Origin of the sequence: Streptomyces sp. NPDC059224 (assembly GCF_042754285.1) — a bacterium.
Taxonomy (GTDB): domain Bacteria; phylum Actinomycetota; class Actinomycetes; order Streptomycetales; family Streptomycetaceae; genus Streptomyces.
In genome coordinates this window covers 45304-71122 of record NZ_JBHZAN010000021.1, presented here as the reverse complement: position 1 = coordinate 71122, position 25819 = coordinate 45304, and the positions used below count along the sequence as shown (strand labels likewise).

Below are 25819 nucleotides of genomic sequence, written 5' to 3'. Positions count from 1 at the left end.
TCCCTCGATCCACGTCAGGAGCAGTTCCTCATGCGCCTTCCTCTCCTCATGTCCCGCCGCCGTCGGCGCGGCGCCCTCGGCCGGCTGACGCTGGGCGTCGTCCTCGCCGCCGTCCTGTCCGCCCTGTTCACCGTCGCCCCGGCCCAGGCGGCCACCGGGCAGATCACCGGGCTGGCCGGCAAGTGCGTCGACGTGGCCGGCGCGAGCAGCGCCAACGGCACCGCCGTCCAACTCTACGACTGCAACGGCACCGGCGCCCAGAGCTGGTCCAACAACGGCGACGGCACGTTGCGCGCCCTCGGCAAGTGTCTCGACGTGGTCGACCGCGGTACCGCCGACGGAGCGGCCGTCCAGCTCTGGGACTGTTCCGGCGGAGCGAACCAGCAGTGGGTCGTCACCGCCGCCCACGACATCGTCAACCCCGCCGCGAACAAGTGCCTCGACGTACGGGACAACAGCAGCGCCAACGCCACGCGGCTGCAGATATGGACCTGCACCGGCGCCGCGAACCAGAAGTGGAACGCCCCGGCCGGTGGTGGCGGCGGCAACCCGTCCGGTTTCGTCGTCAGCGAGGCGCAGTTCAACCAGATGTTCCCGAACCGGAACGGCTTCTACACCTACAGCGGTCTCACCGCCGCGCTGAGCGCCTACCCGGGGTTCGCCACCACCGGCAGTGACACCGTCAAGAAGCAGGAGGCCGCCGCCTTCCTCGCCAACGTCAGCCACGAGACCGGCGGACTGGTCTACGTCGTCGAGCAGAACACCGCCAACTACCCTACGTACTGCGACCGCAGTCAGTCCTACGGCTGCCCGGCCGGCCAGGACGCCTACTACGGGCGCGGCCCCATCCAGCTCAGCTGGAACTTCAACTACAAGGCGGCCGGGGACGCGCTCGGCATCGATCTCCTCGACAACCCCTGGCTGGTGCAGAACGACTCGGCCGTCGCCTGGAAGACCGGCCTGTGGTACTGGAACACCCAGAGCGGTCCCGGCACGATGACCCCCCACAACGCCATGGTCAACGGCGCCGGCTTCGGCCAGACCATCCGCTCCATCAACGGCTCCCTGGAATGCGACGGCCGCAACCCGGCCCAGGTGCAGAGCCGTGTCGACGCCTACCAGCGCTTCACCTCGATCCTCGGCGTCACCCCTGGCGCCAACCTGTACTGCTGATCACCTCCGCGGGTGCGTGGAGCCGGCCGGGCATGTGGTTGCCCGGCCGGCTCCGTCGGGTGTGGGGGGCCGTCGACTCCCCCGCCGACGGCTCAGCCCGGCAGTCTCCAGTTCTGGGCCGCCGTGGCGTTGCAGGTGTACAGCTGGAGCTGGGTACCGTTCGCCGTAGAGGAGTTGGGGTCGTCCAGGCACAGCTTCGACTGGGGGTTGACCAGCGATCCGTTGCCGCCGGCGGTCCACTGCTGGGCGCCGCTGCCGTTGCAGGTCCACAGCTGGACCAGCGTGCCGTTGGTGGTCCCGCTGTGATCGGCGTCCAGGCACTTGCCGAGGGTACGGATCGTCCCGTCGCCGGCGATGATCCAGTCCTGGGCGTAGGTGCTGTTGCAGCCCCAGACCTGGACGTGGGTGCCGTCGGAGGTGCCGGAGGAGGCGTCGTCCACACAGAGGTTCGAGGCCACCGCCGAGGTGAGCGGTCCGATGCGCGGCGAAGCGGGGGCCGCGGTGTCTCCGGCGTAGGAGGGCGGTGCCGCGCCGGCCGCGGTCGCCCAGGACGTGTTGGCGCTGGTGCCCAGCGTGAAGTCGAGCGTGCCGCCGGCCGTGATCGCCGTGGTGGGAGCGTAGGCGTTGTTCCATGCCGTGCCGTTCCACGCCGCGGACTGGACGTAGGGGGCGTTGTCGGCGGCGCCGTCGCCGTTGACCGTCAGCGTCGCACCCGAGGGAAGGGTGACCACTGCCTGCGTGAACAGCGGTGACCCGAGGGCGAGGTCGGAGGTGCCGGGCGTCTCGGGGAACATGCCGAGCGCCGACCACACGTACCAGGCGCTCATCGCGCCGAGATCGTCGTTGCCGTCGGCCAGGCCGCCCGGGGTGTTCGACCAGATCTGGTCCTGGATCGCCCGCACCGTGCCCTGCGTCTTGTAGGGCTGCCCCGTGTAGTCGTACTCCCACGGAAGCTCGATGCTCGGCTCGTTGCCGACCCAGGCGTAGCCGTTGGCTCCGGTGTAGCTGCGCAGCACGGTGTCCAGGTAGTGGTTCATCGCCGTGTTGCCGCCCTTGGCGCGCGCCAGCCCGCCGATGTCGAAGGGCACCATTGCGGTGTAGATCCACGAGTCGGCCTCGACCATGTCGGTGCCGCTGGTCGGGTCGAAGCCGCCGGTCCACGAGCCGTTGGCGTTGCGGGGCTCCACGAATCCGGAGGCGGGGTTGAGCACGTTGCGCCAGTCCTGCGCGCGGTTGGCGTAGGTCTTCTGGTTGGCGGTGTCGCCGAGCGCTCCGGCCATCGCGGAGATCGCGAAGTCGGCCGTGTCGTACTCCAGGGTGGTGGCGACCGGGCCGTAGAAGTTGCAGCAGCCGTAGCTGCCGTCGTGCGGCATGTACCCCGGCGCGTTCAGGTAGCCGAGGCCGGGCCGGTCGTTGTTGGTGGTGCTCGCCTGCTTGACCATGTCGGCCAGGGCGGTCGTGGTGTCGAAGTTCCGGGCACCGAAGGCGTAGTAGTCGGCGATGACGGCGTCCGCCGGGTCACCGACCATGACGTACGACTCGCCGTTGTTCTCGGACCACTTGGGGAAGATCCCGGTCTGCGCGTAGTCGTCGACCATGGACTGCGCGGTGTCCGAGGCGACCTGCGGGGCGATGAGGGCCTCGAGCTGGGCCTGCGACCGGTAGATGTCCCAGCCGGAGTAGTTCGCGTACACCGCGCCGTGACCGGCGTCCACGGTGTGCGTCCTCCCGTCGAAACCGTAGTACTGGCCGTTGCTGTCGCTGATCACGTTCGGGTGCAGCAGCGAGTGGTAGAGCGCGGTGTAGAAGCTCTGCTGCTGCGCGGCCGTCCCGCCGGCCACCTGCACCTTGCCGAGCGTGCTGTTCCACGCGTTCTGCGCGGCGGTACGGGTCGCGTTGAAGTCCCAGCCGCCGTTCTCCGCGGTCCGGTTGGCCACGGCGTTGGCGACCGACACGTAGGAGACGCCGACCTTGGCCTGCACGACCGGGTTGCCCGTGGTGTCGAAGGTGACGTAGCCGTTCGAGGCGGCGGCGGCAGGGGTGGCGGCGTCCTTCGTGGCGTTCGGGTCCGCGGTCCTCGAGCTCTTGCCGTGCAGTACAGGCTCATCGGGCTGCTCGGCGGTGTTCTTCGACGCCTCGGCCGCAGCCGCAGAGGTGGTGGGCGACTTCTTGGCGACCGAACTGCCCTGCGACGCGAACGGCTGGTCGAAGACCATGTCGAAGTAGACGTTGTACGTGTTTCCCGCGCCGCAGAAGTGGCCGCTGGTGACCTGCCCGCTCACCTCGGTGTTCGACACCTTGGTGAACTGGGTGGAACTGGCTCCATTCTGACTGCCCGTCAACTTGAATATCAGGTTGGCCTGGCTGGTCGAGGGAAAGGTGAAGCGGGCCATGCCGCTGCGTGTCGTGGTGGTCAGCTCGGTGGTCACCTGGTTGTTGAGCGTGACCTTGTACGACCCGGCGGACGCCGACTCGTTGGCGTGCGAGAAGGCGTCCGTGGCACCGGTGTTCACGGCTCCCACCGTGGGCAGCACCGGTACGTCACCGGCCGCTCCGCAGCCGGGTCCGGCGATGTGGGTCAGGCTGAAGCCGGTGATCGACGAGTCGTTGTACTCGTAGCCCCCGCCGTCGGGACGCGAGGGTGTGTCCGGGCTCCACTGCACCATGCCGAACGGGACGTCGGCCCCCGGGAAGTCGTCCGCCTGGTTCGACGTCCCGATGAACGGATTGACAAGAGTCGCGGGCGAGGTGACGAGCGCGGCCTTGCCTGCCGCCCACGCGGGCGCGCACAGCCCGGCCGCGGCAAGTGCCGCGGCCGCGAGGAGACCGATCGCCATGGTTCCGGGCGGTCTCGACAGTCGTGTGATCACGGGGTTTGCTCCTCTACTCGGAAGTGGAGGTCCGACAACGTTGTCTTCGCGCCCGAGAGCACGGCCCTGGTGATGAACGATGTGCCGGGACGGTGAGATCACCGAGGCTGACAACGTTGTCCAACCGTGGAGATGAGGTGCCTGAGAGACGAACGCTTAGAGAGGACCCTGAGCTGCGGGCGCCCAAGGAGCAGAGCGGGAACTCCTCGTGAAGCTAGCCACAAGGCAGGGGCATGTCAACGAGTGCCGCAAGCCTGCTCCCGGGGGCCGACACGAACCGCGGCCCGGCGTGCGGGTCGCGGGTCGCGGACGGCGTCCCGGCGGAGCGACAGGCTACGGTGGCGCATCCGGCGCCAAGGGAGGCAGTACGTGATCGATGTCGTCTTCGGAGTTGACGTTGGCACCTCGAGCACCAAGGGCGTGGTCGTCGACACCGCCGGCCGCATCCTGGGCGAGGCGGTACGCGGCCATGTGGTCGACCGTCCCCGGCCGGGGCACGTCGAGATGGACGCACACGTGTGGTGGGACGAATTCGTCTCGCTCGCGGCCGAACTGCTCGGCCGTGACGACATCACCGTCCGGGCCGTCGGAGTCAGCGGCATGGGCCCGTGCACCCTGCTGGTCGACGGCGCGGGAGAGCCGGTGCGCCCTGCGGTGCTGTACGGCGTGGACACCCGCGCCGAGGAGCAGATCACGCGGCTGAACGGGGAGTTGGGCGCGGACACGGTCTTCCGCAGGTGCGGGTCGGCGCTGTCGTCCCAGGCCGTCGGGCCGAAGCTCGCCTGGATCCGCGAGCGGGAACCGGAGGCGTGGGCACGCGCCCGCCGCCTCCTGATGCCCGCGTCGTGGCTGGTCCAGCGGCTGACCGGCGCCTATGTGCTGGACCTGCACTCCGCCAGCCAGTGCACCCCGCTGTTCGACATCCAGGAACAGCGCTGGATCCCCGAGTGGGCCGAGTACATCGCGCCCGGCATCGAACTCCCCCCGCTGCGCTGGCCGGGCGAGGAGGCGGGCCGGGTGAACAGGCCCGTCGCGGGCATCCCGGCCGGCACACCGGTCATCGTGGGGACGATCGACGCCTGGAGCGAGGCGGTCAGCGTCGGCGGCCACGGCGTCGGCGACCTGATGCTGATGTACGGCACCACGATGTTCCTCGTGAACACCGTCGACCGGCTCCTGACCAGCCCGTCGATGTGGTCCACGGTCGGCGCCCTGCCCGGCACCCGCTGCCTGGCCGGCGGCATGGCCACCTCCGGAGCCGTCACCGACTGGCTGGGGCACCTCTTCGGCGGCGTCGGCCCCGGCGTGCTCTTCGGCGAGGCGGCCGCCTCGCCTCCGGGCGCGAACGGCCTGGTGATGCTGCCGTACTTCGCCGGGGAACGCACACCCGTCATGGACCCCGACGCCCGGGGCGTGATCGCGGGCCTGACACTGCGTCACACCCGCGGCGACCTGATGCGGGCGGCGCTGGAGGCCACCGCCTACGGGGTACGGCACAACGTGGAGACCATGCTCGCGGCCGGTGCCGACATCCGGCGGATCGTCGCGGTCGGCGGCGGTACCCGGGGCGGACTGTGGCCCCGGATCGTCAGCGATGTCACCGGCCTCGAACAGATCCTCGCCCGCACGACCATCGGTGCCAGTTACGGTGCCGCCTTCCTCGCCGCCGGCCTGATCGGCCGACCGGACATCACGGCCTGGAACCCGGCGGAGTCGGTGGTCCGGCCCGACCGTGCCACCGCACCTGTCTACGACCGCCGGTTCACCCAGTACCGGGTCCTGTACGAGAACACCACCGCGGTCACCCACGCCCTGGCCCGCGACCAGGACACCGGCCCCGCGCAACACGCCCTTCCGTAGGCGGTGCACCAGAGCCCGCCGGCGTCCCGATTCCCCACGGCACCCGCGAGTTCAGGCCGCGGGGGTGTTGTAGTTGACGATTCCCTCCACCATGAGCGCCACCGCGCCGGCCAACGGGCTGGCCGTTCCCGTACCCACGACGTCGGGCAGCCGGTGCGCCTCGCTCTCGGTGACGGCCACCATGCCCCAGAACGCGTTGAAGCCGGAGGGATCCGCCGGCTTGTCGGTGGCCGCGCCCACGGTCAGGACGCCTCCCGCCTCGGCCACCGCCAACGCGCCCATCTGCCGCAGCGTGTCGTGATCCCGCTCCGCCGCGGCCACCACGCTCCAGCCCGCCACCTCCACCTGCCGCAGCGCGTCGAGGAGCGTGCCCTGCGCGTCCGCGCCCGAGACAACGATGTCGGGCAGCACGAGGGCCACCGGTCCCCGTGTCATCGGCAGGGCGGACCGGATCGCCCCGTCGAGACCGGGTCCGCAGGACTCGTCCTGGTAGACGAAGACCATCTGGAACATGTCGGCGTAGCGGGCGAGATGACTCACCGTGTCCAGCTTGTGGGGTGCGAACACGACGACCAGGCGCACGTGGAGTCCGCTCTTGGCGAGTTCGACGACGGCTTCCAGGCTGCGGTCCAGGACGGTGACCCCGGGAGCCAGACAGTGCAACTCCTTCGGGTAGGGCGCCCCGAAACGTGTTCCGTGGCCGGCACAGGGCAGGATGACCGAGACATCAGGTACGGGTGTGGACGGACTCTGCATCGCGTAGCACTCCGGTTGTGTGGACGATGGGGGATCTTGCACACCTCGCCGAGCACAGACTGCCCAGAGCCGGCCGCCGCCGAACCTCCGGCACCACGCGCACCACAGCCACCTCGATGAGCGCTCCCGCGATTCCCGGATAATCAAGTCCGTTGCGAAACAACCGAGTTGACCGGCGCGGCCGTGCGCGGAGGGGGGCGAGGCGAGCATCGCCGGCCCCGGCCGACCGGCAAGACCCGACGGAAGAGGACACTGAATGCGGGTGCTGTTGTCTACATACGGGACACGTGGCGACGTCGAGCCGCTGGTGGCGCTCGCGGTGCGGCTGCGGGAGCTCGGCGCGGAGGTGAGGATGTGCGCGCCGCCGGACGAGGAGTTCGCCAGGCGGCTCGCGGGTGTCGGTGTGCGGCTGGTGCCGGTCGGGCTCCCGGTCAGGGAGTTGATGCGCGGGCAGACCCTGCCCTCGGCGACGGACCTGGCCCGCTACCGGGACGAGCTGGTCGAGGCGCAGTTCGACACGTTCCCCGCGGCGTTCGACGGATGTGACGTGGTGCTGGCGGCCGGTCTGGGGCAGGTCGCCGCACGGTCCGTGGCCGAGGCTACGGGTGTCCGCTACGTGTACGTGAGCTACGCGGCGGTCCATCTGCCCTCTCCGCACCACGCGCCCCCGCCGCGGCCGGGGTGGCCGGAACCGGAGGCCGCCGACAACACCAGGCTCTGGGAGCTGGACGCCCGCAACGTCGACGCGCAGTTCGGCGAGGCGCTCAACAGCCACCGGGCGGCCCTCGGTCTGCCGCTGGTGGACAACGTGCGCGATCACATCATCACCGGCCGTCCGTGGCTGGCGGCGGACCCGGTCCTGGGGCCGTGGCGGACGGCCCCCGGCCTTGACGTCGTACAGACGGGCGCGTGGACGCTCGCGGACGAGCGTCCCCTCCCGGCGGACCTGGCCGGGTTCCTGGACGCGGGCAGCCCGCCGGTCTACGTGGGCTTCGGCAGCATGGCCCCGGCCGAGGGCGTGGGCGGCATGGCCGTCGAGGCGATCCGCGCCCAGGGGCACCGCGTCCTGGTGTCCCGTGGCTGGGCGGACCTGGACCTCCTCGACGACGGGGACGACTGCTTCGCCATCGGCGAGGTCAGCCATCAGAACCTGTTCCGCAAGGTGGCCGCCGTGGTCCACCACGGCGGCGCGGGCACCACGCTGACGGCGGCCCGGGCAGGCGTGCCGCAGGTGGTGATACCTCTCCAGCTGTCGGACAACCCGTACTGGGCCCACCGGGTGGCGGCCCTGGACCTCGGTGCGGCTCTCGACGCCCCCACCACGACCGTCGAATCCCTGGGCATCGCGCTCAAGACCGCCCTGTCCCCCGAGACCCGCGCACGTGCGACGTCATTGGGCGGCCGGCTCCGCACCGACGGAGCGGAGGTGGCCGCGCGCCGGCTGGTCGAGGAGTCGCGGTGAACGACGCCGTCCCGTAACTCCCGGACCGATCCGGGCGAAGGGGCCCCGGGCGGGGTGAGCCGTCCGGGGCCTCGGCCTGTGCGGGCCGTGATCACGTGGTCGATCGTGCCGGGGCCGGCCCGGCACTCCCGTTGCTAGCGTTCGGGTTCATGGACGACGGCGTGTACACAGGCAATGCGGGCAAGGACGCGGCAGCGGACCGGGGTTGGCTGCTCGGGCACTTCAAGGAGGAGGGCGATCCCCGCCACAGCGACGCCGTCGAGGTGAAGTGGGGCGTCCATCCACGCGGTGAGCAGCGGGCGCAATGGGTGAAGGGCGAGGTGCGGACGGCGCTGCTGGTGCTCATCACCGGACGCTTCCGTATGGAGTTCCCCGGCCGCAGTGTGCTGTTGGAGCGGCAGGGCGACTACGTCGTCTGGGGTCAGGGGGTGGATCACTCCTGGCGCGCCGAGGAAGACTCCGTGGTCATGACCCTGCGATGGCCTTCCGTATCCGGATACGCCGTCCCCGACGAACACGTCGCGCCGCGACCGAAGTGAACCATTGGCCTCGTGTGGTCCGCTATCTTCGGGCAAAACCCTTAATGTCGCATGCCGAACGTAAACGGCAATCCGACGCCCAACGTGTGTGGCGTTGGTCACGGTTGACCACTTAATCGGAGCACATTTAGCATCGACGGAAATGAGACACCGCACAGGTGGTCGAATAAACAGAAACGTCCGCAATCGCCACCCGCCCGGATCCGTGAAAGCCCGGTTCGAAATCCGGGACGACCTGCCCTCCACGCCGTTCGTGTGGCAGCGGGATGGAGGCCTTGAACTGCACGGACAGCAGAATGTCCCCACAAGGGTCCCGCCGGGGCCCCGGCCTCGTGGGCATTGTTTTCTGGTCGCACATTGATTGCAACGCGCGCGTTCCGGACGTCGGTCCGACACTCCGGGAACGCCGGCCCTGATTTCCGCCGCATTCTGTTCTCGTGAAGGGTAATCCGTGTCTTTACCCCGAATCGCAGTCAGTAATCATTACGACCAGGAGACGGAATCCGCGCCTTTGTCACTGGCGCAGGAGCGTCTGTGGGTCATGGCGCGCATGGACGGAGACGCCAGCGCCGCCTACAACGAGCCGATGCCCTTCGACATCCGGGGGCCGCTGGACCGGGACGCGCTCATCGAGGCGCTGCATCTGCTCGCGGCCCGGCACGAGGCCCTGCGCACCCGGCTGGTCCCCTGTGAAGGTTCGGCCCTTCAGGTCGTCGATCCGCCGGACACGGGGTTCCCGGTGACGTTCGAGGATCTGACGGGGCTGCCGGACCGGGCCGAACGGTTCACACGCATACGGTCCCGGGTGGAGGGCGCCCCGTTCCGTCTGGGCGAGGAGCCGATGGCACGCGGCTGCCTGATAGCGCTCCGACCACACCATCACGTACTTGTGCTGATGGTCCATCACATCGTCTTCGACGGCTGGTCCCGCTCCCTGCTGCTGAGAGAGCTGGGCCAGGTGTACTCCGCGCTTCAGCGGGGGCAGGACGTCTCCCTGCCCGAACTGACCTGGCAGTACAGCGATTACACGCGCTGGCAGTGGGAGTGGATGGCCGGAGACGAGCCCGCCCCGCACGCCGGCTACTGGACCACCGCGCTGGCGGACACCCCGGCCGTGATCTCCCTGCCGACCGATCGGCCCCGGCCGCCCGAACAGGACTTCCGCGGCGACCGGTTGCCCGTGTTCGTCGACGAGGACCTGACACGGGACCTGCGCGCGCTGGCCTCGGACAACGATGTCTCCCTCTACGCGACCGTCCTCACCGGCTGGTCCGTGCTGCTGTCCCTGCTCTCCGGGCAGGACGACATCGTGGTCGGCGCGCCCACGTCCAACCGCCGACGCGGGGACGTCGAGGGTCTGATCGGCTTCTTCGTCAACACCCTCGCCCTGCGCGCGGATCTCTCCGGCTCGCCCAGCGTCAGGGACGCCCTGAAGCGGGTGAACCAGCGGATCCGGGACGGCCTCAAACACGTCGACCTGCCCTTCGAGCGAGTCGTCGAACTGGTCAACCCACCGCGAAGCCCTGCCTGCACAGCCCTGTTCCAGACCATGTTCGCCTGGGTCCCCTCCATGCGGAAGGAACTCGAACTTCCGGGCCTGGAAGTCGAGTTGCGGCAGGACGCCGCTCACGTACCCGCGAAGTTCGACATGGTCCTGGCCCTGGCCGACGAGGGCCGGCACCTCACCGGGGAGATCGACTACGCGGTGGCGCTCTTCGACCGGGGGACGATCGAACGGTACATACGTCAGTTCCTCCGCGTGCTGCGTCTGATGACCGAGCAGCCCGATGCCGATATCGCCGACCTGACACTGCTCGACGAGGACGAGCAGCGGAATCTCCTCGCCGCCTTCGGCACGGGCCCCGCCGTGGCCGACCCGGCGCCGGCGGGCGTGCTGGAGCGCTTCGCCGCGCAGGTCCGCGAACGGCCCGGGCAGTGCGCGGTGGCCGCCGGCGGCACGGAACTGGACTTCGCGACGCTCGACCGCCGGTCCAGCCGTCTCGCCCACGCCCTGATCGCCCGGGGCGCCGGTCCCGATCGTGTGGTGGGTCTGCACGCCGGACGCACGGCCGAACTCGTCGTCGGTGTCCTCGCGATCCTCAAGTCCGGAGCGGCCTACCTGCCCCTGGACCCCGGCCAGCCCCCGGAGCGGCTCACCACCATGGTGACCGACGCCGCGCCTGTCCTCGTGCTGAGCGACCGGAGGGACTCCGCGGACGACCGCGGACAGCCGTGGGAGCACCTCGCGAAGGTGGAGGCGGAGGGCGGGCACGACGAGCCGCCGGCCGTCGGCGCGGACCTGGCCCGGCTCGCCTACGTCATCTACACCTCGGGATCGACCGGCCGTCCCAAGGGCGTGGCGGTCACGCACGGCAGCGTCGTCAATCTCCTCGACCACTGGCGCGACCTCATGGGGGACGCACCCGGCGAGGCGGCCTCGGCCTGGTCGAACATCGGCTTCGACGCGTCGGTGCACGAACTCCTCGTCCCGTTGACCACCGGCGCCGTGCTCCACCTGGTTCCCGACGAACTCCGCGGTGACCCGCGGGCGTTGCTGGACTGGATGCGCGAACGCAAGGTCACCCAGGCGTTCCTGCCCCCGTCCTACGTCCTGTGGATCGGCGAGGACCCGGCGGCGCGCCTGGCCGGATCGAGCCTGCGCCAGCTCCTCACCGGGGTGGAGTCCCTGCCCGAGAGCACCCTGCACCGCATGCGTGAGCTGCTGCCCGGCCTGCGCGTCTGCTTCGGCTACGGACCGACCGAGGCCACGCTCTACTCCACCGCCTACACCGATCCACAGCCGTTGGAGAGGCCGTGCCCCATCGGGCGGCCGCTGCGGGGCACTCGGCTGTACCTGCTCGACGGCCGCATGCGCCCGGTGCCCGTCGGAGTGCCCGGAGAGGTCTACCTCGGCGGCGCGAGTCTGGCCCGTGGATATCTGAACCGCCCCGGCCTGACCGAAGAACTCTTCGTCCCCGACCCGTTCGTCCCCGGTGAACGGCTCTACCGGACCGGCGACTTGGCGCGCTGGCTGCCGGACGGCAACGCCGAGTACGTCGGCCGCCGCGACGACCAGCTCAAGCTGCGCGGCTTCCGTATCGAACCGGGCGAGGTCGAGGCGGCGCTGCTGGCGGTCCCCGGGGTGCGGGAGGCCGTCGTCCTGGCCGATCGCGACACACCCGGCGGCCCCCATCTGGTCGCGGGGGTGGGCTGTGACGCCGAGGCCACGCGGATGCCGTACGAGTGGCGTGCGGCCCTCAGGGACCGGCTGCCGGACTACATGATCCCCGCCGTGGTGGCCGAGTTCCCGCGACTGCCGCTGAACCGCAGCGGCAAGGTGGACCGGGCCGAGGTGCTGCGCGCCGCCGCCAAAACCCGTGCGGGGCGGGTCAACGCTGCCGCGCCCCGCGACCATGTGGAGATGGCGCTGTACCGGGTCTGGCGCCGGGTGCTGCTCCATCCCGACATCGGGATAGGTGACAACTTCTTCGAGCTGGGCGGCACTTCGATCTCGGCCATCAAGATGGCGTCCGCCGTCCAGGACGAACTCGGCGTCGCCCTGCCCGTCCGGGACGTCATGCTGCACCCCACCATCGAGGCGCTCGCCGAACGGGTGCGCGGCAGCGGCAGCGGCGGCGAGGCGGGGTCCGCGGGATCCAGCAGTCTGGTCGAGTTCCGTGCGGGCGGCGGCCGACAGCGCGTGGTGTGTGTGCACCCCGCCGGCGGCACCGCGTTCTGCTACCTGCCGCTCTCCGCCGAACTGGCCGACGACATCGGCGTGGTGGGGCTTCAGGCGCCCGGCATCAATCCCGGCGAGTCCACCCTGCCCGGCGTCGAGGCGATGGCGGCGGAGTACCTGCGGCTCGTCGACGCACGGGCCGACGAGGCACTGGTGCTGTGCGGGCTCTCCTACGGCGGTCTGATCGCGTACGAGATGGGCCGTCGCCTGGTGGCGGCCGGTCACGAGAAGGTGAGTGTGGTCCTTCTGGACACCCATGGTGCCCAGGACGACGAGCAGCGCGCCGCGATCACGCCGGTCGGCATGGCGGAGTTCCGGGAGAAACTGGTGCGCTTCAACGGCATGTACCCGGGTATCGACGACGACCAGGTGGCCCGGTACCTGAACGTCTACAACCACCACCGTGCGACCGGGCGCGACTACGCCGTACCCGAATCACCCGCCCGTGTCGTGCTGATGCAGGCCACGGACGTGGCGGACGAGGACGCGGACACCGAGGACGCCGCCGCCCGTCTGCGCGCGTTCTGGCGGCGTCGCGTCAGCGGTGAGTTCGCGGTCGAGCCGGTCGCCTGCGGTCACTGGGACATGCTGGAGAGCGACGAACTCCCCCGCGTCGCCGCCGTCCTCACCGCCGAACTGCACCGGCTGACGTCCGCGGACGACGCGGGCGAGACGCGGCGCACCACCCCCTCAGGCACGTCGGAGGCACGATGAAACCGCGCGTCGAGACATCCCCCGCCGACGGAGCCGAGGACCCGGACGCCCCGACCGGAATAGCCCTGTCGGTTCACCGCCGGGCCCTGAGGACACCGCATGCCGAGGCCGTCGCCGACGGTGACGTCGGCCTCGACTACGCCACGCTGAACGCCGCCGCGGCCCTCGTCGCCCAGGAGCTGCGGCGCCGGGGCGTCACCGCGGGGCAGGCCGTGGCCGTGGCGCTGCCGCGGTCGTGGCGTCTGGTCTGCGTGATGCTGGGCATTCTGCGGCTGGGGGCACAGGTCGTGCCTCTCGACACACAGAGCCCCGCCGAACGCCGTCACTTCATCCTCCGCGACTCCGCCGCGGTCGCCCTGGTCCACGAGACGGCCGGGGCCGCCGTTGACCTTCCGCAGGACGTGCCGGCACTCGCCGCGCACGACCTGCTGCCCGGGCCTCCGGACCCCGGTGCCGCCGTGCAGGACCCGTCCGGCCCAGGCGAGGTGTCCTTCCTCTTCTACACCTCCGGAACGACGGGGCAGCCCAAGGGAGTCGAGGTCCGGGACGCCGGGGTGCGGCGGCTGGCACATCCCGGGTACATCCGCATCGAGCCCGGTCTGCGCTACGCCTGCCTGGCCAATCCGGCGTTCGACGCGCTGAGTTTCGAAGTCTGGGCGCCCCTGCTGACCGGTGGCTGCTGCGTGGTCCTGCGCGAGGGTGACGTGCAGACTCCCGAGCGGCTCGCCGCGGCGCTGCGGCGCGAGCGGGTGGACACCGTCTTCATCACCACGGCGCTGTTCAACGCGATGGTCACGGCGGTGCCGGACTGCTTCGCCGCGGCAGGCGAGGTCCTCGTGGGCGGCGAGCAGCTCGACCCGCGGGTGATGCGCCGCTGGTACCGGGACAACGCCGGCAGCGGCACCCGCCTGTTCAACATATACGGGCCGACGGAGTCGACCACCTTCGCCCTGTGCCACCCGATCCCGCGGGACTTCGACGGTGACGTGGTGCCGATCGGCCGGCCCCTTCCGCAGACCGGTGCGGTCGTGGTCGTACCGGGTCAGGAGCGGATCGCCGCATCCGGTGAGGTCGGCGAACTCCTGTTGAGCGGGGCCGGACTCGCCGTCGGATACCGCAGCCTTCCCGAGGAGACCGAACGGCGTTTCGTGCGGCTGCCGTGGCTCGACGGTGGCGAGGAGCGGTACTACCGCACCGGCGACCTCGTGCGGACCGACGACGAGGGCCTGATCGAGTACGTCGGGCGAACCGACCGCCAGGTCAAGGTCCGTGGCTTCAGGATCGAACCCGGCGAGGTGGAACGGCGCGTTCTCACCCACCCGGCGGTCCAGCGTGCCTATGTGTGCACGCGCCGCGCGGGCCTGGCGGGGCCCAACGAGCTGCTGGCGTTCGTCGTCCTCAGACGGGACGTGTCCTACGAGGAGTTCGACAGCCACCTGGCGGCCCAGCTGCCCGCCTACATGCGCCCCCATCAGATTCATCTCGTGGCCGAGCTGCCGCTCAACGCCAACGGCAAGGTCGACCGGGCCGCCCTGCTGCGGCAGACCGACCGTCCCTGGCGGCCCGTCGCCTGCGGCCCCGACGGTCCGGCCGTCACAAAGACGGAGCGTCAGGTCGTCGAACTGGCCGAGGAGATACTCGGCACCACAGGTCTCGGGCTGGGCGACCGGTGGATCGCCAGTGGCGGCGACTCGTTGAAGGCGCTCCGGTTCTGCTTCGCGGTGCGACAGCGATGGGGCCGCGAGCTGACGCAGGCGGCGGTCCTCCACGGCTCCCTGGCCGACGTCGCCCGCTCCCTCGCCACGGGCCGTCCCGGCGAGCAGAACACCTTGCCGGCACCGGTGGTCTCCGGTGCCCGCTCGGCGCCCGCCGGCAGCGAGCAGCAGCGGCTGTGGCTGCTCCAGCGCCGCGCCCCGGGCTCCCGGGCCTACTCCGTCAACCAGGCCTTCCGCGTGGACGGCCCCGTCGACACCACTGCCCTGCGGCGGGCGCTGCGCGGCCTGGTGGCACGCCACGAGGCGCTGCGGACGGGCTTCGGCCTCGGCCCGGACGGCCTGGAGCAGACCGTCGGCGAGCCGTACGACCCCTGGCACGAGCCGGGGCCCCGGCGGACCTGGGACGAGGAAGAGGCGCACATCTTCGCCGACACCTTCTTCGCCGAGCCCTTCGACCTCGCCGTCCCCCGCATGCTCCGCGCCTGCTGGCTGCCGCGAGACGGCGGCGGCACCCTGCTGCTGCACCTTCACCACATCGCCGTGGACGGCTGGTCGTTGGGCATCCTGCTGCACGACCTGTCGGCCGCCTACGCCGGAACCGCGCGGCCCGGCACCCCGGCACCGACCCCGCTGGACTTCGCCGTCTGGCAGAACGATTGGTTCGCGAGCCCGGTCTACCAGACACAGCGCGACGAACTCCTTGCGTTCTACCGGGGACTGGCGGATCCCCAGGAGCCGTTGCCCGCCCCGGACGCGGATCCGGCTCCTCGGGCCCGCCTGCTGCACACCTCGCTGGACGTCGTCCGGCGGTCGCACGTGGACCAGTTGTGCGCCGAGTTCGGACTGACCCGGTTCCAGATCCTGCTGAGCGTGTTCTCCTGGTGCCTGTACGGCGTGACCGGCCTGGTGCGCCCACGCGTCGCCGCCCCGGTCGCGGGCCGCCCGGTGCGCGAGTGGGAGAACAGCGCGGGCATGATGGCGAACACCGTACTGCTGCCGCTGACCGTCGCACCCGGCGCGGACCTGCGCTCGCACCTCGCCCGCACCGGGACCGACACCGGGCAGGTACTGGAACGCCAGGACGTGGCACTGGCGGACGTGCTGACCGGCTGGGAGGCCGTCGGGGACAGCACACCGTTCGACTTCCTGTTCGTCCTGGAGAACACCGACTTCGGGGCGTTGCGACTGCCCGGCTGCGTCCCGACCCCCCTGTGGTGGGCGGCACCGGAGGCCAAATGCCCGATGACGGTCTCCGTGGTCGAGCACGCGGACGGGCTCGACGTGCTGTGGGAGTACGCCGAGGACCGGTTCACCGCCGAGGACGTCGAGGCGATGGCGGACCTGTTCCGGCGGGGCGTGGACGCGCTCGCGGCCGGTGGCCGCGGCACCGCGCGTGAACTCGTCGCGCCCTACCGGCGGTCCCTTCCGGTGCACGGGCGCGGACCCGCCCCGGAACCCGGCTTCACCACGATCGCCGAGGGCTTCGGCCGGCAGGTGGCCCGCACTCCGGACGCCCCCGCCGTCGTCACGGCCGACGGCGCCACCCTGAGCTACGCGGCCCTCGACGCCCGTGCCGCGGACCTCGCCACGGAACTGGCCCGCCGCTACCCGATCCCGGCCGACGGCGGCCCCTGCCGGGCGGCCCTGTACCTGGATCCCTCCGCCGAACACGTGGTGGCCCTGCTGGCCCTGGCAAGGCTGAACGTCACCGCCGTCCCCCTCGACCCCTCCTACCCGGCCGACGTACTGCGCCCGGTCCTGGAACAGGTCGACCCGCTGTGCGTCCTGACCGCGCAGGACGGCTCGGCCACGCTGGACACGCTGCTCCCGGACGGCGTGGTGCGCCATGTCGTCACGGCGGCGGATCCGGCGCGGCACGGCGGCGACGGCACGGGCGCGGAGCACGACCGGCACCGGGACGGCCAACGCCCGGCCGACGCACCGGCGCACGGCGGCACCCGCCCGCTGTACACGCTGTTCACCTCCGGCTCCACCGGCGTCCCCAAGGGCGTGCAGATCTACGACCGCACGCTGTGCGACCTGATCAGGTGGCAGTCCGGTCCTGGCGGCCTGACCGCCCCCGCGGCCACCCAGCAGTTCTCGATGCTGGCGTTCGACGTGTCCTTCCAGGAGATCTTCGGGACGCTGTGCACAGGTGGCGTCCTCCACCTCGTCCGCCCGGAGTGGCGGCAGGACGTACCCGCGCTCCTCGACCGGCTGGACTCCGCGGGCGCCGAGCGGATCTTCATGCCGTACGTGGCCCTGCACCTGCTCGCCGAGTACGCCGTCCGGCTGAACAGGTATCCTGCCCGCCTGCGCGAGGTGGTCACCGCCGGCGAGCAGTTGGTGTGCACGGACAGCATCCGGCGGTGGTTCGCCGGGCTCCCCGGCGCGCGCCTGTTCAACCACTACGGGCCGACCGAGACACATGTGGTCAGTGCCCTGTGCCTGGAGGGGGATCCCGGGCGCTGGCCCGAGCGGCCCGCCGTCGGACGCCCGGTGGCCGGCGCCGATCTGCGGGTGGTGGACGCCCAGGGCGACCCGGTCCCGCCCGGCCGCACCGGCGAGCTGCTGATCGGCGGGACCATGACCACCCGCTGCTACCTCGACGCACCCGCGCTCGACGAGACCCGGTTCGTCGAACTCCCCGGTGCGGGACTGTTCTACCGCACCGGCGACCGGGCGTACTTCGACCGTGCGGGCCTGCTGCACTACGCGGGCCGTGACGACCAGCAGATCAAGCTGAGCGGGCACCGGCTGGAACTCGGCTCCGTCGAGGCCGCCCTGCTGCGCCATCCCGCGGTGGCCAACGCCGTCGTCACAGGCGACGGCGGCCGGCTGACGGCGGGCCTGGAGGTCCGTGGCGAGGTGCCGTCCGCCGACGACCTCACCGCGCATCTGTCCGCCCTGCTGCCCTCCTACGTACGTGTGGACCGCTTCCGCAGGCTGGAGAGGCTGCCCCGCACCCCCAGCGGCAAACTGGACCGGCGGGCGGTCCTCCGGGCACCGGGGGAAGAGATCCGTCGTTCCGGGACCGCCCGCACGGGCCTGTCGGCCGAGGAGGAGCGCATCAGCGCCGCCTTCGAGGAGGTCACCGGATCGGCGATCGCACCCGATCAGACCTTCTTCGAGGCGGGCGCCTCCAGTCTGACGCTGATGCGCTTCCATCTGCGCTGCACCACCGAACTCGGCCTGCGCTTCAGCGTCGCTGACCTGTTCGAGCACGTCACCGTCCGCTCGCTGGCCCGCCATCTCACCACCCGGCGGCCGCCCACCCGGCCGGCCGCGATGGACGACGGGCCCCCGGGGCGGACCACCGGACCCGGCGAGCCGATCGCGGTCGTCGGCATGGCGGTACGAGTGCCCGGTGCCCCGGACCTGGCCGCCTTCTGGGAGCTGGTGGTCTCCGGCGGCACCGGGATCCGCCGCATCGACGCGCCGGAAGGAGTCGTCGGCGCGCACAGCACGCTCGACGGCATGCTCGACTTCGACCCGGGTCACTTCGGCATCAGCCCGCACGAGGCACGGCTGATGGACCCGCAACAGCGTCACCTGCTGATGGCCGGCGTGCAGGCCCTCGCGCACGCCGGAGTGGCGGACACCTCGGCCACCCGGGTGGGCCTGGTGGCCGGCGCGGGAGAGAACACCTACTTCCAGTCCCTGCTGCGCGAGGCGGACCCCGGCCGGCTGCCGGACGGCTTCCAGCTCGCCCTGCACCACGAGAAGGACTTCCTGGCCACCAAGGTCGCCTTCCACCTCGGGCTGACCGGTCCCGCCTTCAGCGCCCAGACGGCCTGCTCCAGTTCCCTGGTCGCCGTGCACCTCGCGGCCGGCCTGCTCCGGCAGGGTGAGGCCGACGTGATGCTCGCCGGCGGAGTGCTCGTCGACCCCGGGCTGACCGGCGGGTACCGCTACCGTCCGCAGCACATCTTCTCCGCGGACGGCGACTGCCGGCCCTTCAGCGACGACGCGACCGGCACGGTCGGCGCGAGCGGTGTCGGCGTCGTGGTCCTCAAGACGCTGCGGCGGGCACGACGGGACGGCGACACCGTCTACGCGCTCATCACCGGCTCGGCGATCAACAACGACGGTGCGGCGAAGATGAGTTACACCGCGCCGTCCCTGGCAGGACAGCGCGAGGTGATCCGCACCGCCCTGTCCCGCGCCGGGCGCACCGGCGCCGACCTCGGCTATGTGGAGGCCCACGGCACCGGTACCCGGCTGGGTGACCCGATCGAAGTGGGGGCGCTGCGGCAGGCGTTCGACGTGAGCGAGTCCGGCCGCTGCGCCCTGAGCTCCGTGAAGAGCCAGCTCGGCCACCTGGGCGCGGCCGCCGGTGTGGTCGGCCTGGTACGCGCGGTCCTCGCCGTGCACCACGGGACCCTGCCGCCCAATCTCAACTTCCGTGCCTTCAACCCGGAGATCGGTCCCGACCCGACGCCCTTCCACGTCCCGGCCGAGGCCGTGCCCTGGCCCGAGGGGCGCGAACGGGTGGCCGCGGTCAGCAGCTTCGGGATCGGCGGCACCAATGCCCACGTCATCGTGGAACAGGACACCGCGACGGGAACGGTGGCGGACCGCGAGGTACCCGGGTGCCTCGTCCTGTCGTCCTCCAGCGCGGACGCCCTCGCCGCCGACGCCACCCGGATCGCGGACTACCTTCAACTGCACCCGCAACGGTACGGGTTCGTGCTGCGTCATCTTCAGGGCGGGCGGGTCGCCCGCCGCCTGCGGGCGGCGGCACCCGTGACGGACGCCGCCGCGGCCGGGCGCTGGCTGCGCGCGGTGGCCACCGGGGCGGTGCCGCTCGGTACCGCGGATCCGGACGCCGTACCGGTCTCCGCGGCCGGCCGCGCGGCCGACGGCCTCGCCGCGGACTGGGCCGCCGGACGCCCCGTCGACTGGGGGGCAGGCTCCGCTCCGGCGCCCTGGGACTTCCCGCCGCCGTCCTTCTCCCTCGCGGAGTACGACTTCGACCGGCCGCCCGAGGAGCCGCGCGAGGCGCCGGCCGCCCCGCCCCGGCGGCTGCCCCGGGAGAACTGGCTGCACCAGCCGCACTGGGTCCGGCTGCGCCGTGCCGCGGTCGCGGACACCTCCGTGCCGGGCGGCCGCGCGTCCGCCGTGGTCGTCGTGGCCTCCGGGAACACTCCGCGGACGGCGCTCGCGCCCTTCAGGGCGGTGGCGTCGCGCGTCGTCCGGGTGCACCCGGCCGGCTCCTTCGCGCGCAGCGGACCGGACGCCTACGACGTGGACCCCGCCGATCCGGCGTCGCTGCGCCGGCTGCTCGACGCGCTGTCCGAGGACGGTGTCCCGGTCTCCGCCGACACCGAGTGGGTGCACGCCCTGCCCCTCGACGTGACGGGGCCGGTCGGTCCCGTCACCCTGGAACACGCCCGCCGCACCTGCGTGGACGGCACGGCTGCCCTGGCCCAGGCGCTGACCGGGCGAAACGCCTCACCCCGGGTGTGGTGGCTGTCGTACGGCGCCCGGCCCGTGGCGGGTGTGGTGGACAGACCCGAACTGGCGCTCCTCACCGGGCCGGTCGAGGTCGCCCACCAGGAATCGGTCCTGGAGGGCCACTGGCTCGACCTGCCCGACGGCGACCTCGGCCGGTGGGGCGGTCACGTGGCCGCGGTCCTCGCCGAACCGCGTGCGGCCGGGCGTCCCGACCGACCGGCCCTGCCGCGCCAGCTCGCGCTGCGGCAGGGTTACTGGTGGCGGCCGGGCACCGTCCCCGTGGCGGTACCGGAGGGGACGCGCTCCCTCGTACCGGCCGGAGCGGACACCGTCCACCTGGTGCTCGGCGGCACGGGTGGCATCGGCCGGGCCGTAGCCGCCTGGCTGCTCGAACACACCCGTGGCCGGGTGCTTCTGCTGTCGAGGAACCCGCGGCTGCCCGTGGAGCTGAACGGCTGGGCGCACCGCGTCGGGCTCGTCCCGGCGGATCTGGCGGCCATGCCCGTGCACGAGGTCGCGGCGGCCGTCGCCGGCCACACCGCACGGCTGGACGGCGTCGTCCACGCGGCCGGTCTCGGCCACGGAGGGCTGCTCGTACGACGCGACGCCACCGCGATGCGCGAGGCCGCCGCGGTCCGCGACAGGGGCGCACTCGTCGTCGAGCACCTGATCGGAGCCTTCCGCCCGGAGATCGCGGTCTACTGCTCCTCGATGTCCGCCCTGCTCGGCGGTGTCGGCCAGAGCGACTACGCGGCCGGGGCGGGGCTCCTCGACGGCTTCGCCCACCACCGGGCCACCGGGACGGAGACAACCGTCCGGATCGGTATCGACTGGGACATCTGGAGCGAGACCGGGATGGCGACCCGGGTCCGGAACCCGGACAGCCGCCATCAGGCCCACCTCGGGGTCGGCCTGACCGTCGAGGAAGGCAAGGCGGTCTTCGCCGATGCGCTCGCCCTGCAACTGCCGCAACTCCTCGTGTCCACCACCGGCATCGAGGTCTCCCGGGCCTTCTACGCGCCGGCCCGGATCGCGGACCGGCCCCGGGGCTCCGGAGCGGTGCCGGCCACGGACGGCGAGGAGACAGAGGCGGCCTCCTGCGACACCGGGGGTGCCGGAGCGCGGGCGGACGCCATGGCCCGGGTGGTCCAGGACCTGCTGGGCGTGGCGGAGCTGGACCCCGAGGACTCGCTGTACGACCTGGGCGCGGACTCGCTGACCCTGCTCAGCCTGATCGCCCGGATCGAGGACGACTACGGCGTCGAGTTCGATCTGGCCTCCTTCAGTCACCGTGTCAGTCTCACGGAGATCCTGAAACACATCGAGGCGGCCCTCACCTCCGCCGAGCCCATCGCCGAGGCGGCCGACGGCGCCTGCCGGGTCGTGCTGGACATCTGGCAGGAGGGAACCGGTCCGGCCGTCCTGTGCCTGGTGCACCCGGTGGGCGGAGACATCCAGGCCTACCGCGCGCTGGTGGCGGCGCTCGGCCCGGCGCCCACGGTGTGCCTCATCGCCGACCCGGGCCTCCGCGACGCCGGGACGCCCGCATGGTCACTGGCCGAGCGGGCCCGTCACTACGACACGGAACTACGAGAGCGCTTCGGCGGACCGGACCACCGGCTGCACCTCGCCGGATGGTCCTACGGTGCCCGTGTGGCGATGGAGATGGCGGGTCTCGCCGAGTCGGCCGGCCGGCCGCTGGAGGCGCTCTACCTCCTGGATCCGCCACCGCCCCAGGCGCAGGCACTGGTCGCCGCCTACGACGAGGCACATCTGGAAAAGGTGTTCGCCGCCGAACTCGGCGCCGGGGCCTCCTCGTTGCCGGCCGGGCACGCACAGGCGTACGCCGAGAGGCTGGCCCGGTGCTGCCGCGCGAACCTGCGCAGCCTCGGGGAGCACCGCGTACGGCCGCTCGTCTCCGTCCCCACGTATCTGTGGCTGGCCGAACGCTCCACGGCGGGCATGCCCACCCCCGTGGGTCCTCGGGAGCCGGACCGGCAGTGGGCCACCTGCCTGCCCCCGTCCGCCGTCCTCAGGTCTCTGCCCACGGACCACTACGGCATCGTCGCGGCACCCCACGTGGACACGGTCGCCGAGACGATCAGGACGACGCTGGCGGCATCGGGCACCGCTGGCCGCGGGATCGCCGACCTGTAAACCGCATCCCCCTCAGGAGGTTGACATGGAGTCATACGAACGCGAGGCACTGGAAGCGGTGACCACACGTCCCGCGTACCCCTACCGCACGCTGACCGTCGAACGGATCACCCCCGTTCTGGGGGCGGAAGTCTCGGGCGTCGACCTGTCGCAGGAGATACCGGCGCAGCAGCTGGAGGAGATCCGGGCCGCCTTCCGCGACCACCACGTCCTCGTCTTCCGCGATCAGACGATCACCGCCGAGCACCACAAGCGCTTCGCCGCCGCCTTCGGTGAACTGCGCCCCGTCAACCCGCCGCCGGAGGAGGGTGATCCCTACATCCTGGAGATCCGCACGACGTCGGCCGCGGCGGATGTGGCGGGCAACGGCTGGCACGCGGACGGCACCGCCGACGCCGAACCGTCCCTGGGGTCGATGCTCTACATCACCGAGATCCCCGAGCCGGGATGCGGCGGCGACACCCTGTTCGCCAACATGCATCTCGCCTACGACATGCTCTCGCCGGCCATGCGCGCCCTGCTGGACCCGCTGACCGCGATACACGACGGCGCGCAGGCCCTGGCGGGATACACACCGCCCGCCGACTACGTCGTCCCCAAGAGCGAACACCCGCTCATCGCCCGGCACCCCGAGACCGACCGCAAGCTGCTGTATGTCAACAAGGCCTACACCAGTCGCATCCCGCAGCTCTCCGCCGACGAGAGCCGGGCCCTGCTCGACATGCTCTTCGACATCACCGCCCGCAGGCCGGTCCTGCACTGCCGCGTCCGCTGGACGCCGGGCACGCTCGTCTTCTGGGACAACCGGTGCGTCCAGCACCACGCGTCGTACGACTACTACCCGTACGCCCGCTACGGCCAGCGCGTCGCCATCAACGGCGGCCCCGTCAAGGGCTGATGCCGTGCACAGGTGCGGCGTCGTACGCGGGACCGGTCCCGTGTACGACGCCGCCCGGTCAGCTTCTGTCCGTGAGGTCTAGAACTGCTCGACGAAGTAGGGCTCGACGGTCATCCAGCCGTTGCCCGAGGCGCCGTTCAGGCGGCCCGAGGAGTTCTGGGCGAGGGTGTACCAGGACTCCACGTAGTCGGGGTCGTCGGTGAACCACCCGTCGGGGATCGCGCTCAGGACCGCGTTCACCAGCGGGATGTAGGTGCCCTGGTCGGTCACCGTGAGCAGCGCCGTGGTGATCGCCTGGGCCAGCGCACGGTAGTTGGTGCCGTCGTCGTCCTCCATCATGACGACGTCGGCCAGGTTGTACTTGTAGTTCGACCAGTTGACCAGGATCTGGTTCGGGTAGTAGACGGTGCCGTCGTAGTCCAGGTAGGGCATGTCCACCGAGTCGACGCGCGCCGCGCCGTCCTGGCCGAATCCGGTCACCAGCGAGAACATCTCGGCGGAGCCCTTGAACCACGGCTCCTCGTCGTCGTTCACCTCGATGGCCGTGACCTTGGTCGCCCACCAGCCGGCGCTCGCGGCGGCGGCGCTGTTCGCCGCCTTCGGCGCAGAGGTCAGCCCCTTGTCGACGAAGGCCTTCTGCAGCACCTTCAGGCCGGCCCGGTGCGCCTTGGTGACGTCGATGTCCAGGATGTACAGCGGGCGGTCCGGGACGCGCGCGGTGTCGACGGCGTGGGCGTGGCCCTGGCTGTCGTACGCCGTGATGGTCGTGGCGTCGTCGTCGGTGGCGGCGACGGCGATCCAGGGGGTGACCTTGGTGTTCAGGTGCGACCGCATGGACGGCGCGCCCAGCCGGACGCGCAGCAGCGAACCGGTCGACACGGGCAGGCCCTTCAGGTCCGCGATGCGACGGTCCGCGGCGGAGACGGCGGCGAGCAGGTTCCTGCCCTGCGGAGCCGCGGTGCGGCCCGCCAGCGACTGGAGGTCCACGTCCTCGGTGCCGAGCGCGGCCGCACGCACCTGCGCGCGCCACCGCGGGTCGCGCAGCGAGGCGGACAGTGCCCGCGCGATGTCCTGTTCGGTCGACCGCACCGGGGACTTCCGCAACGGTGTGGCCTGGTCGCCCGCGTCCCGCACCGGCGCGGCGATCGCCGGCTGGACGGCGCCGCCGATGACCGCGGACAGCATCACGCCGATGAGGACGCCGCGTCTCTTGCTTGATCTGCTCACCATGCTCCTCGTGTTGGTGGTCGCCGCCGCGCCCACGGTGAACGGGCGGCCGTGCTGGGGTGGTGGGCCCGAAGTGCTCCGGGCATCCGGAATTAGCCCGTACATGACACGCGTAGACACGGCGGATGAACGGGCGGCCATGCTTGATCGGCGCCGGGCCGCACAGCGGCACTCGTCGCCTCGAGGGGAGGCTGTGGGAACGGAGTCGCGGCCGGGAGGCGCGGCTACCGGGTACGGTCGGCGGCCGGGCGCCCCCGCGGACTGCCCAGCGACCTGAGCATGATCTTCTCGGTGCCTGCCAGGTACGTCTCCGCCGCGCGGCACGCCTCCTCGCAGTCCCGGTCGACCACCGCGCGCACCACCGGCGCGAGCCGGTCCGTGGCCCGCGCGGCGTCCTCGAACGGCGCCCGCAGCGAGGCCCGTACCGGAAGATATGCGTTGAACAGCGTGTTCGTGAGGAGGAGATAGACCCGGTTCCCCGTGGCCCGCGCCAGTTCGCGGTGGACCTCCGCGTCGGCGAGCTGGACGGCGTCGGCGTCCGGGCCGTCCGCGACCAGACGCAGCAGGTGTTCCAGGCGCCGGGCCTGCCGTTCCGTGCGCCGTACCGCCGCGCGGCCGGCGATCAGAGTGCCGACCTGCCGCCGCACCTCGAAGACCTCCCGCAGCCAGGAGGGGTCCTGCGCGGCCAGCATCGGGAGCAGGTCGGCGCCGCCGACCCGCAGGTAGTCCAGGATGCGCGTACCGATGCCGTGCCGGGTGCTCAGCAGTCCCGCCTGCTCCAACCGGGACAGCGCGTGCTTCAAGGTCGTCCGGGTGACCCCGTACCCGGCGGCCAGCTCCCTCTCGGGGGGCAGCAGGGCGCCGGGTTCGTGCGTGCCGCTCAGGATGTCGTCACGCAGCCGTGCTTCCAGCAGGTCGACCACGGTTCGGCGCGGAATGCTTTCGACGGCCACGGAGGATCTCCCAGGCTTCGGTCAGTGGTTCAGCGGCCCGCTGGTCCAGCGGGCCCACCGGTTCAGCGACTTCTTGGTCCAGTGGCTCAGCCACTGCCTCAGTGAAGCAGCCTCCTGGCACCGCGTCAATTGCCTGACGGACAGGTTCGGTTGCCCACGTTCTACGCGTGGAGAACCGGCGCGCGGCACGGGCCCTCGCCCGGTCGTCGCCTTCCCTGGAGGCGCCCTGACCAAAGGGGGCACCGACCACCACGCCGGCCTCTGAGGACGTGCGCGACCGGGCCCCGGCCCCGGGCCTT

11 protein-coding genes are annotated in these 25819 nt (G+C 71.6%); 7 read left to right on the top strand and 4 right to left on the bottom strand.

Features of this window, described 5'->3' with window-relative positions; translation table 11 throughout:
- Positions 1–48: 48 nt before the first annotated feature.
- A complete protein-coding gene (locus ACFXI4_RS23810; RefSeq protein WP_362716403.1) occupies positions 49–1173 on the top strand; it encodes a glycoside hydrolase family 19 protein in 1125 nt (374 codons plus the stop codon).
- Between the two features lie 92 nt (positions 1174–1265).
- Here ACFXI4_RS23810 and ACFXI4_RS23805 read toward each other — a convergent pair whose 3' ends face one another.
- Positions 1266–4043: a lectin gene (locus ACFXI4_RS23805; RefSeq protein WP_384994158.1), complete on the bottom strand. Its 2778-nt coding sequence runs from the start codon at positions 4041–4043 to the stop codon at positions 1266–1268.
- 372 nt (positions 4044–4415) lie between these two features.
- Between ACFXI4_RS23805 and ACFXI4_RS23800 the strand changes: the two genes are divergently transcribed.
- Entirely contained in the window at positions 4416–5903 is a 1488-nt protein-coding gene (locus ACFXI4_RS23800) for an FGGY-family carbohydrate kinase (protein WP_384994392.1), read from the top strand.
- 51 nt (positions 5904–5954) lie between these two features.
- Here the strand turns inward: ACFXI4_RS23800 and ACFXI4_RS23795 are convergent, their stop codons facing one another.
- Entirely contained in the window at positions 5955–6659 is a 705-nt protein-coding gene (locus tag ACFXI4_RS23795; RefSeq protein ID WP_384994156.1) for a hypothetical protein, read from the bottom strand.
- Between the two features lie 256 nt (positions 6660–6915).
- Here ACFXI4_RS23795 and ACFXI4_RS23790 point away from each other — a divergent pair, with 256 nt between their 5' ends.
- From ACFXI4_RS23790 to ACFXI4_RS23770, 5 genes are all read left to right on the top strand, one after another.
- A complete protein-coding gene (locus ACFXI4_RS23790; protein ID WP_384994154.1) occupies positions 6916–8121 on the top strand; it encodes a glycosyltransferase in 1206 nt (401 codons plus the stop codon).
- A 149-nt stretch (positions 8122–8270) separates the two neighbouring features.
- On the top strand, positions 8271–8660 hold the full coding sequence (locus ACFXI4_RS23785; protein WP_384994152.1) for a signal peptidase I: 390 nt from the start codon (positions 8271–8273) through the stop codon (positions 8658–8660).
- Between the two features lie 451 nt (positions 8661–9111).
- Positions 9112–13113: an amino acid adenylation domain-containing protein gene (locus ACFXI4_RS23780; protein ID WP_384994149.1), complete on the top strand. Its 4002-nt coding sequence runs from the start codon at positions 9112–9114 to the stop codon at positions 13111–13113.
- Complete coding sequence (locus ACFXI4_RS23775) at positions 13110–22442, top strand: amino acid adenylation domain-containing protein (RefSeq protein ID WP_384994146.1); 9333 nt, start codon at positions 13110–13112, stop codon at positions 22440–22442. Before ACFXI4_RS23780 ends, ACFXI4_RS23775 begins: the two co-directional genes overlap by 4 nt.
- 25 nt (positions 22443–22467) lie before the next feature.
- On the top strand, positions 22468–23340 hold the full coding sequence (locus ACFXI4_RS23770) for a TauD/TfdA dioxygenase family protein (protein ID WP_384994144.1): 873 nt from the start codon (positions 22468–22470) through the stop codon (positions 23338–23340).
- A gap of 78 nt (positions 23341–23418) precedes the next feature.
- Here the strand turns inward: ACFXI4_RS23770 and ACFXI4_RS23765 are convergent, their stop codons facing one another.
- Together ACFXI4_RS23765 and ACFXI4_RS23760 are read right to left on the bottom strand one after the other, a co-directional pair.
- On the bottom strand, positions 23419–24570 hold the full coding sequence (locus tag ACFXI4_RS23765; protein ID WP_384994141.1) for a DUF3103 family protein: 1152 nt from the start codon (positions 24568–24570) through the stop codon (positions 23419–23421).
- A 221-nt stretch (positions 24571–24791) separates the two neighbouring features.
- Positions 24792–25520: a FadR/GntR family transcriptional regulator gene (locus ACFXI4_RS23760; protein WP_384994139.1), complete on the bottom strand. Its 729-nt coding sequence runs from the start codon at positions 25518–25520 to the stop codon at positions 24792–24794.
- Positions 25521–25819: the final 299 nt, after the last annotated feature.

Bases quoted from the DNA above. Each gene is read 5' to 3' on its own strand.
- ACFXI4_RS23810 (WP_362716403.1), top strand. From the start codon at position 49: ATGTCCCGCCGCCGTCGGCGCGGCGCCCTCGGCCGGCTGACGCTGGGC.
- ACFXI4_RS23795 (WP_384994156.1), bottom strand. From the start codon at position 6,659: ATGCAGAGTCCGTCCACACCCGTACCTGATGTCTCGGTCATCCTGCCC.
- ACFXI4_RS23790 (WP_384994154.1), top strand. From the start codon at position 6,916: ATGCGGGTGCTGTTGTCTACATACGGGACACGTGGCGACGTCGAGCCG.
- ACFXI4_RS23785 (WP_384994152.1), top strand. From the start codon at position 8,271: ATGGACGACGGCGTGTACACAGGCAATGCGGGCAAGGACGCGGCAGCG.
- ACFXI4_RS23775 (WP_384994146.1), top strand. From the start codon at position 13,110: ATGAAACCGCGCGTCGAGACATCCCCCGCCGACGGAGCCGAGGACCCG.
- ACFXI4_RS23770 (WP_384994144.1), top strand. From the start codon at position 22,468: ATGGAGTCATACGAACGCGAGGCACTGGAAGCGGTGACCACACGTCCC.
- ACFXI4_RS23765 (WP_384994141.1), bottom strand. From the start codon at position 24,570: ATGGTGAGCAGATCAAGCAAGAGACGCGGCGTCCTCATCGGCGTGATG.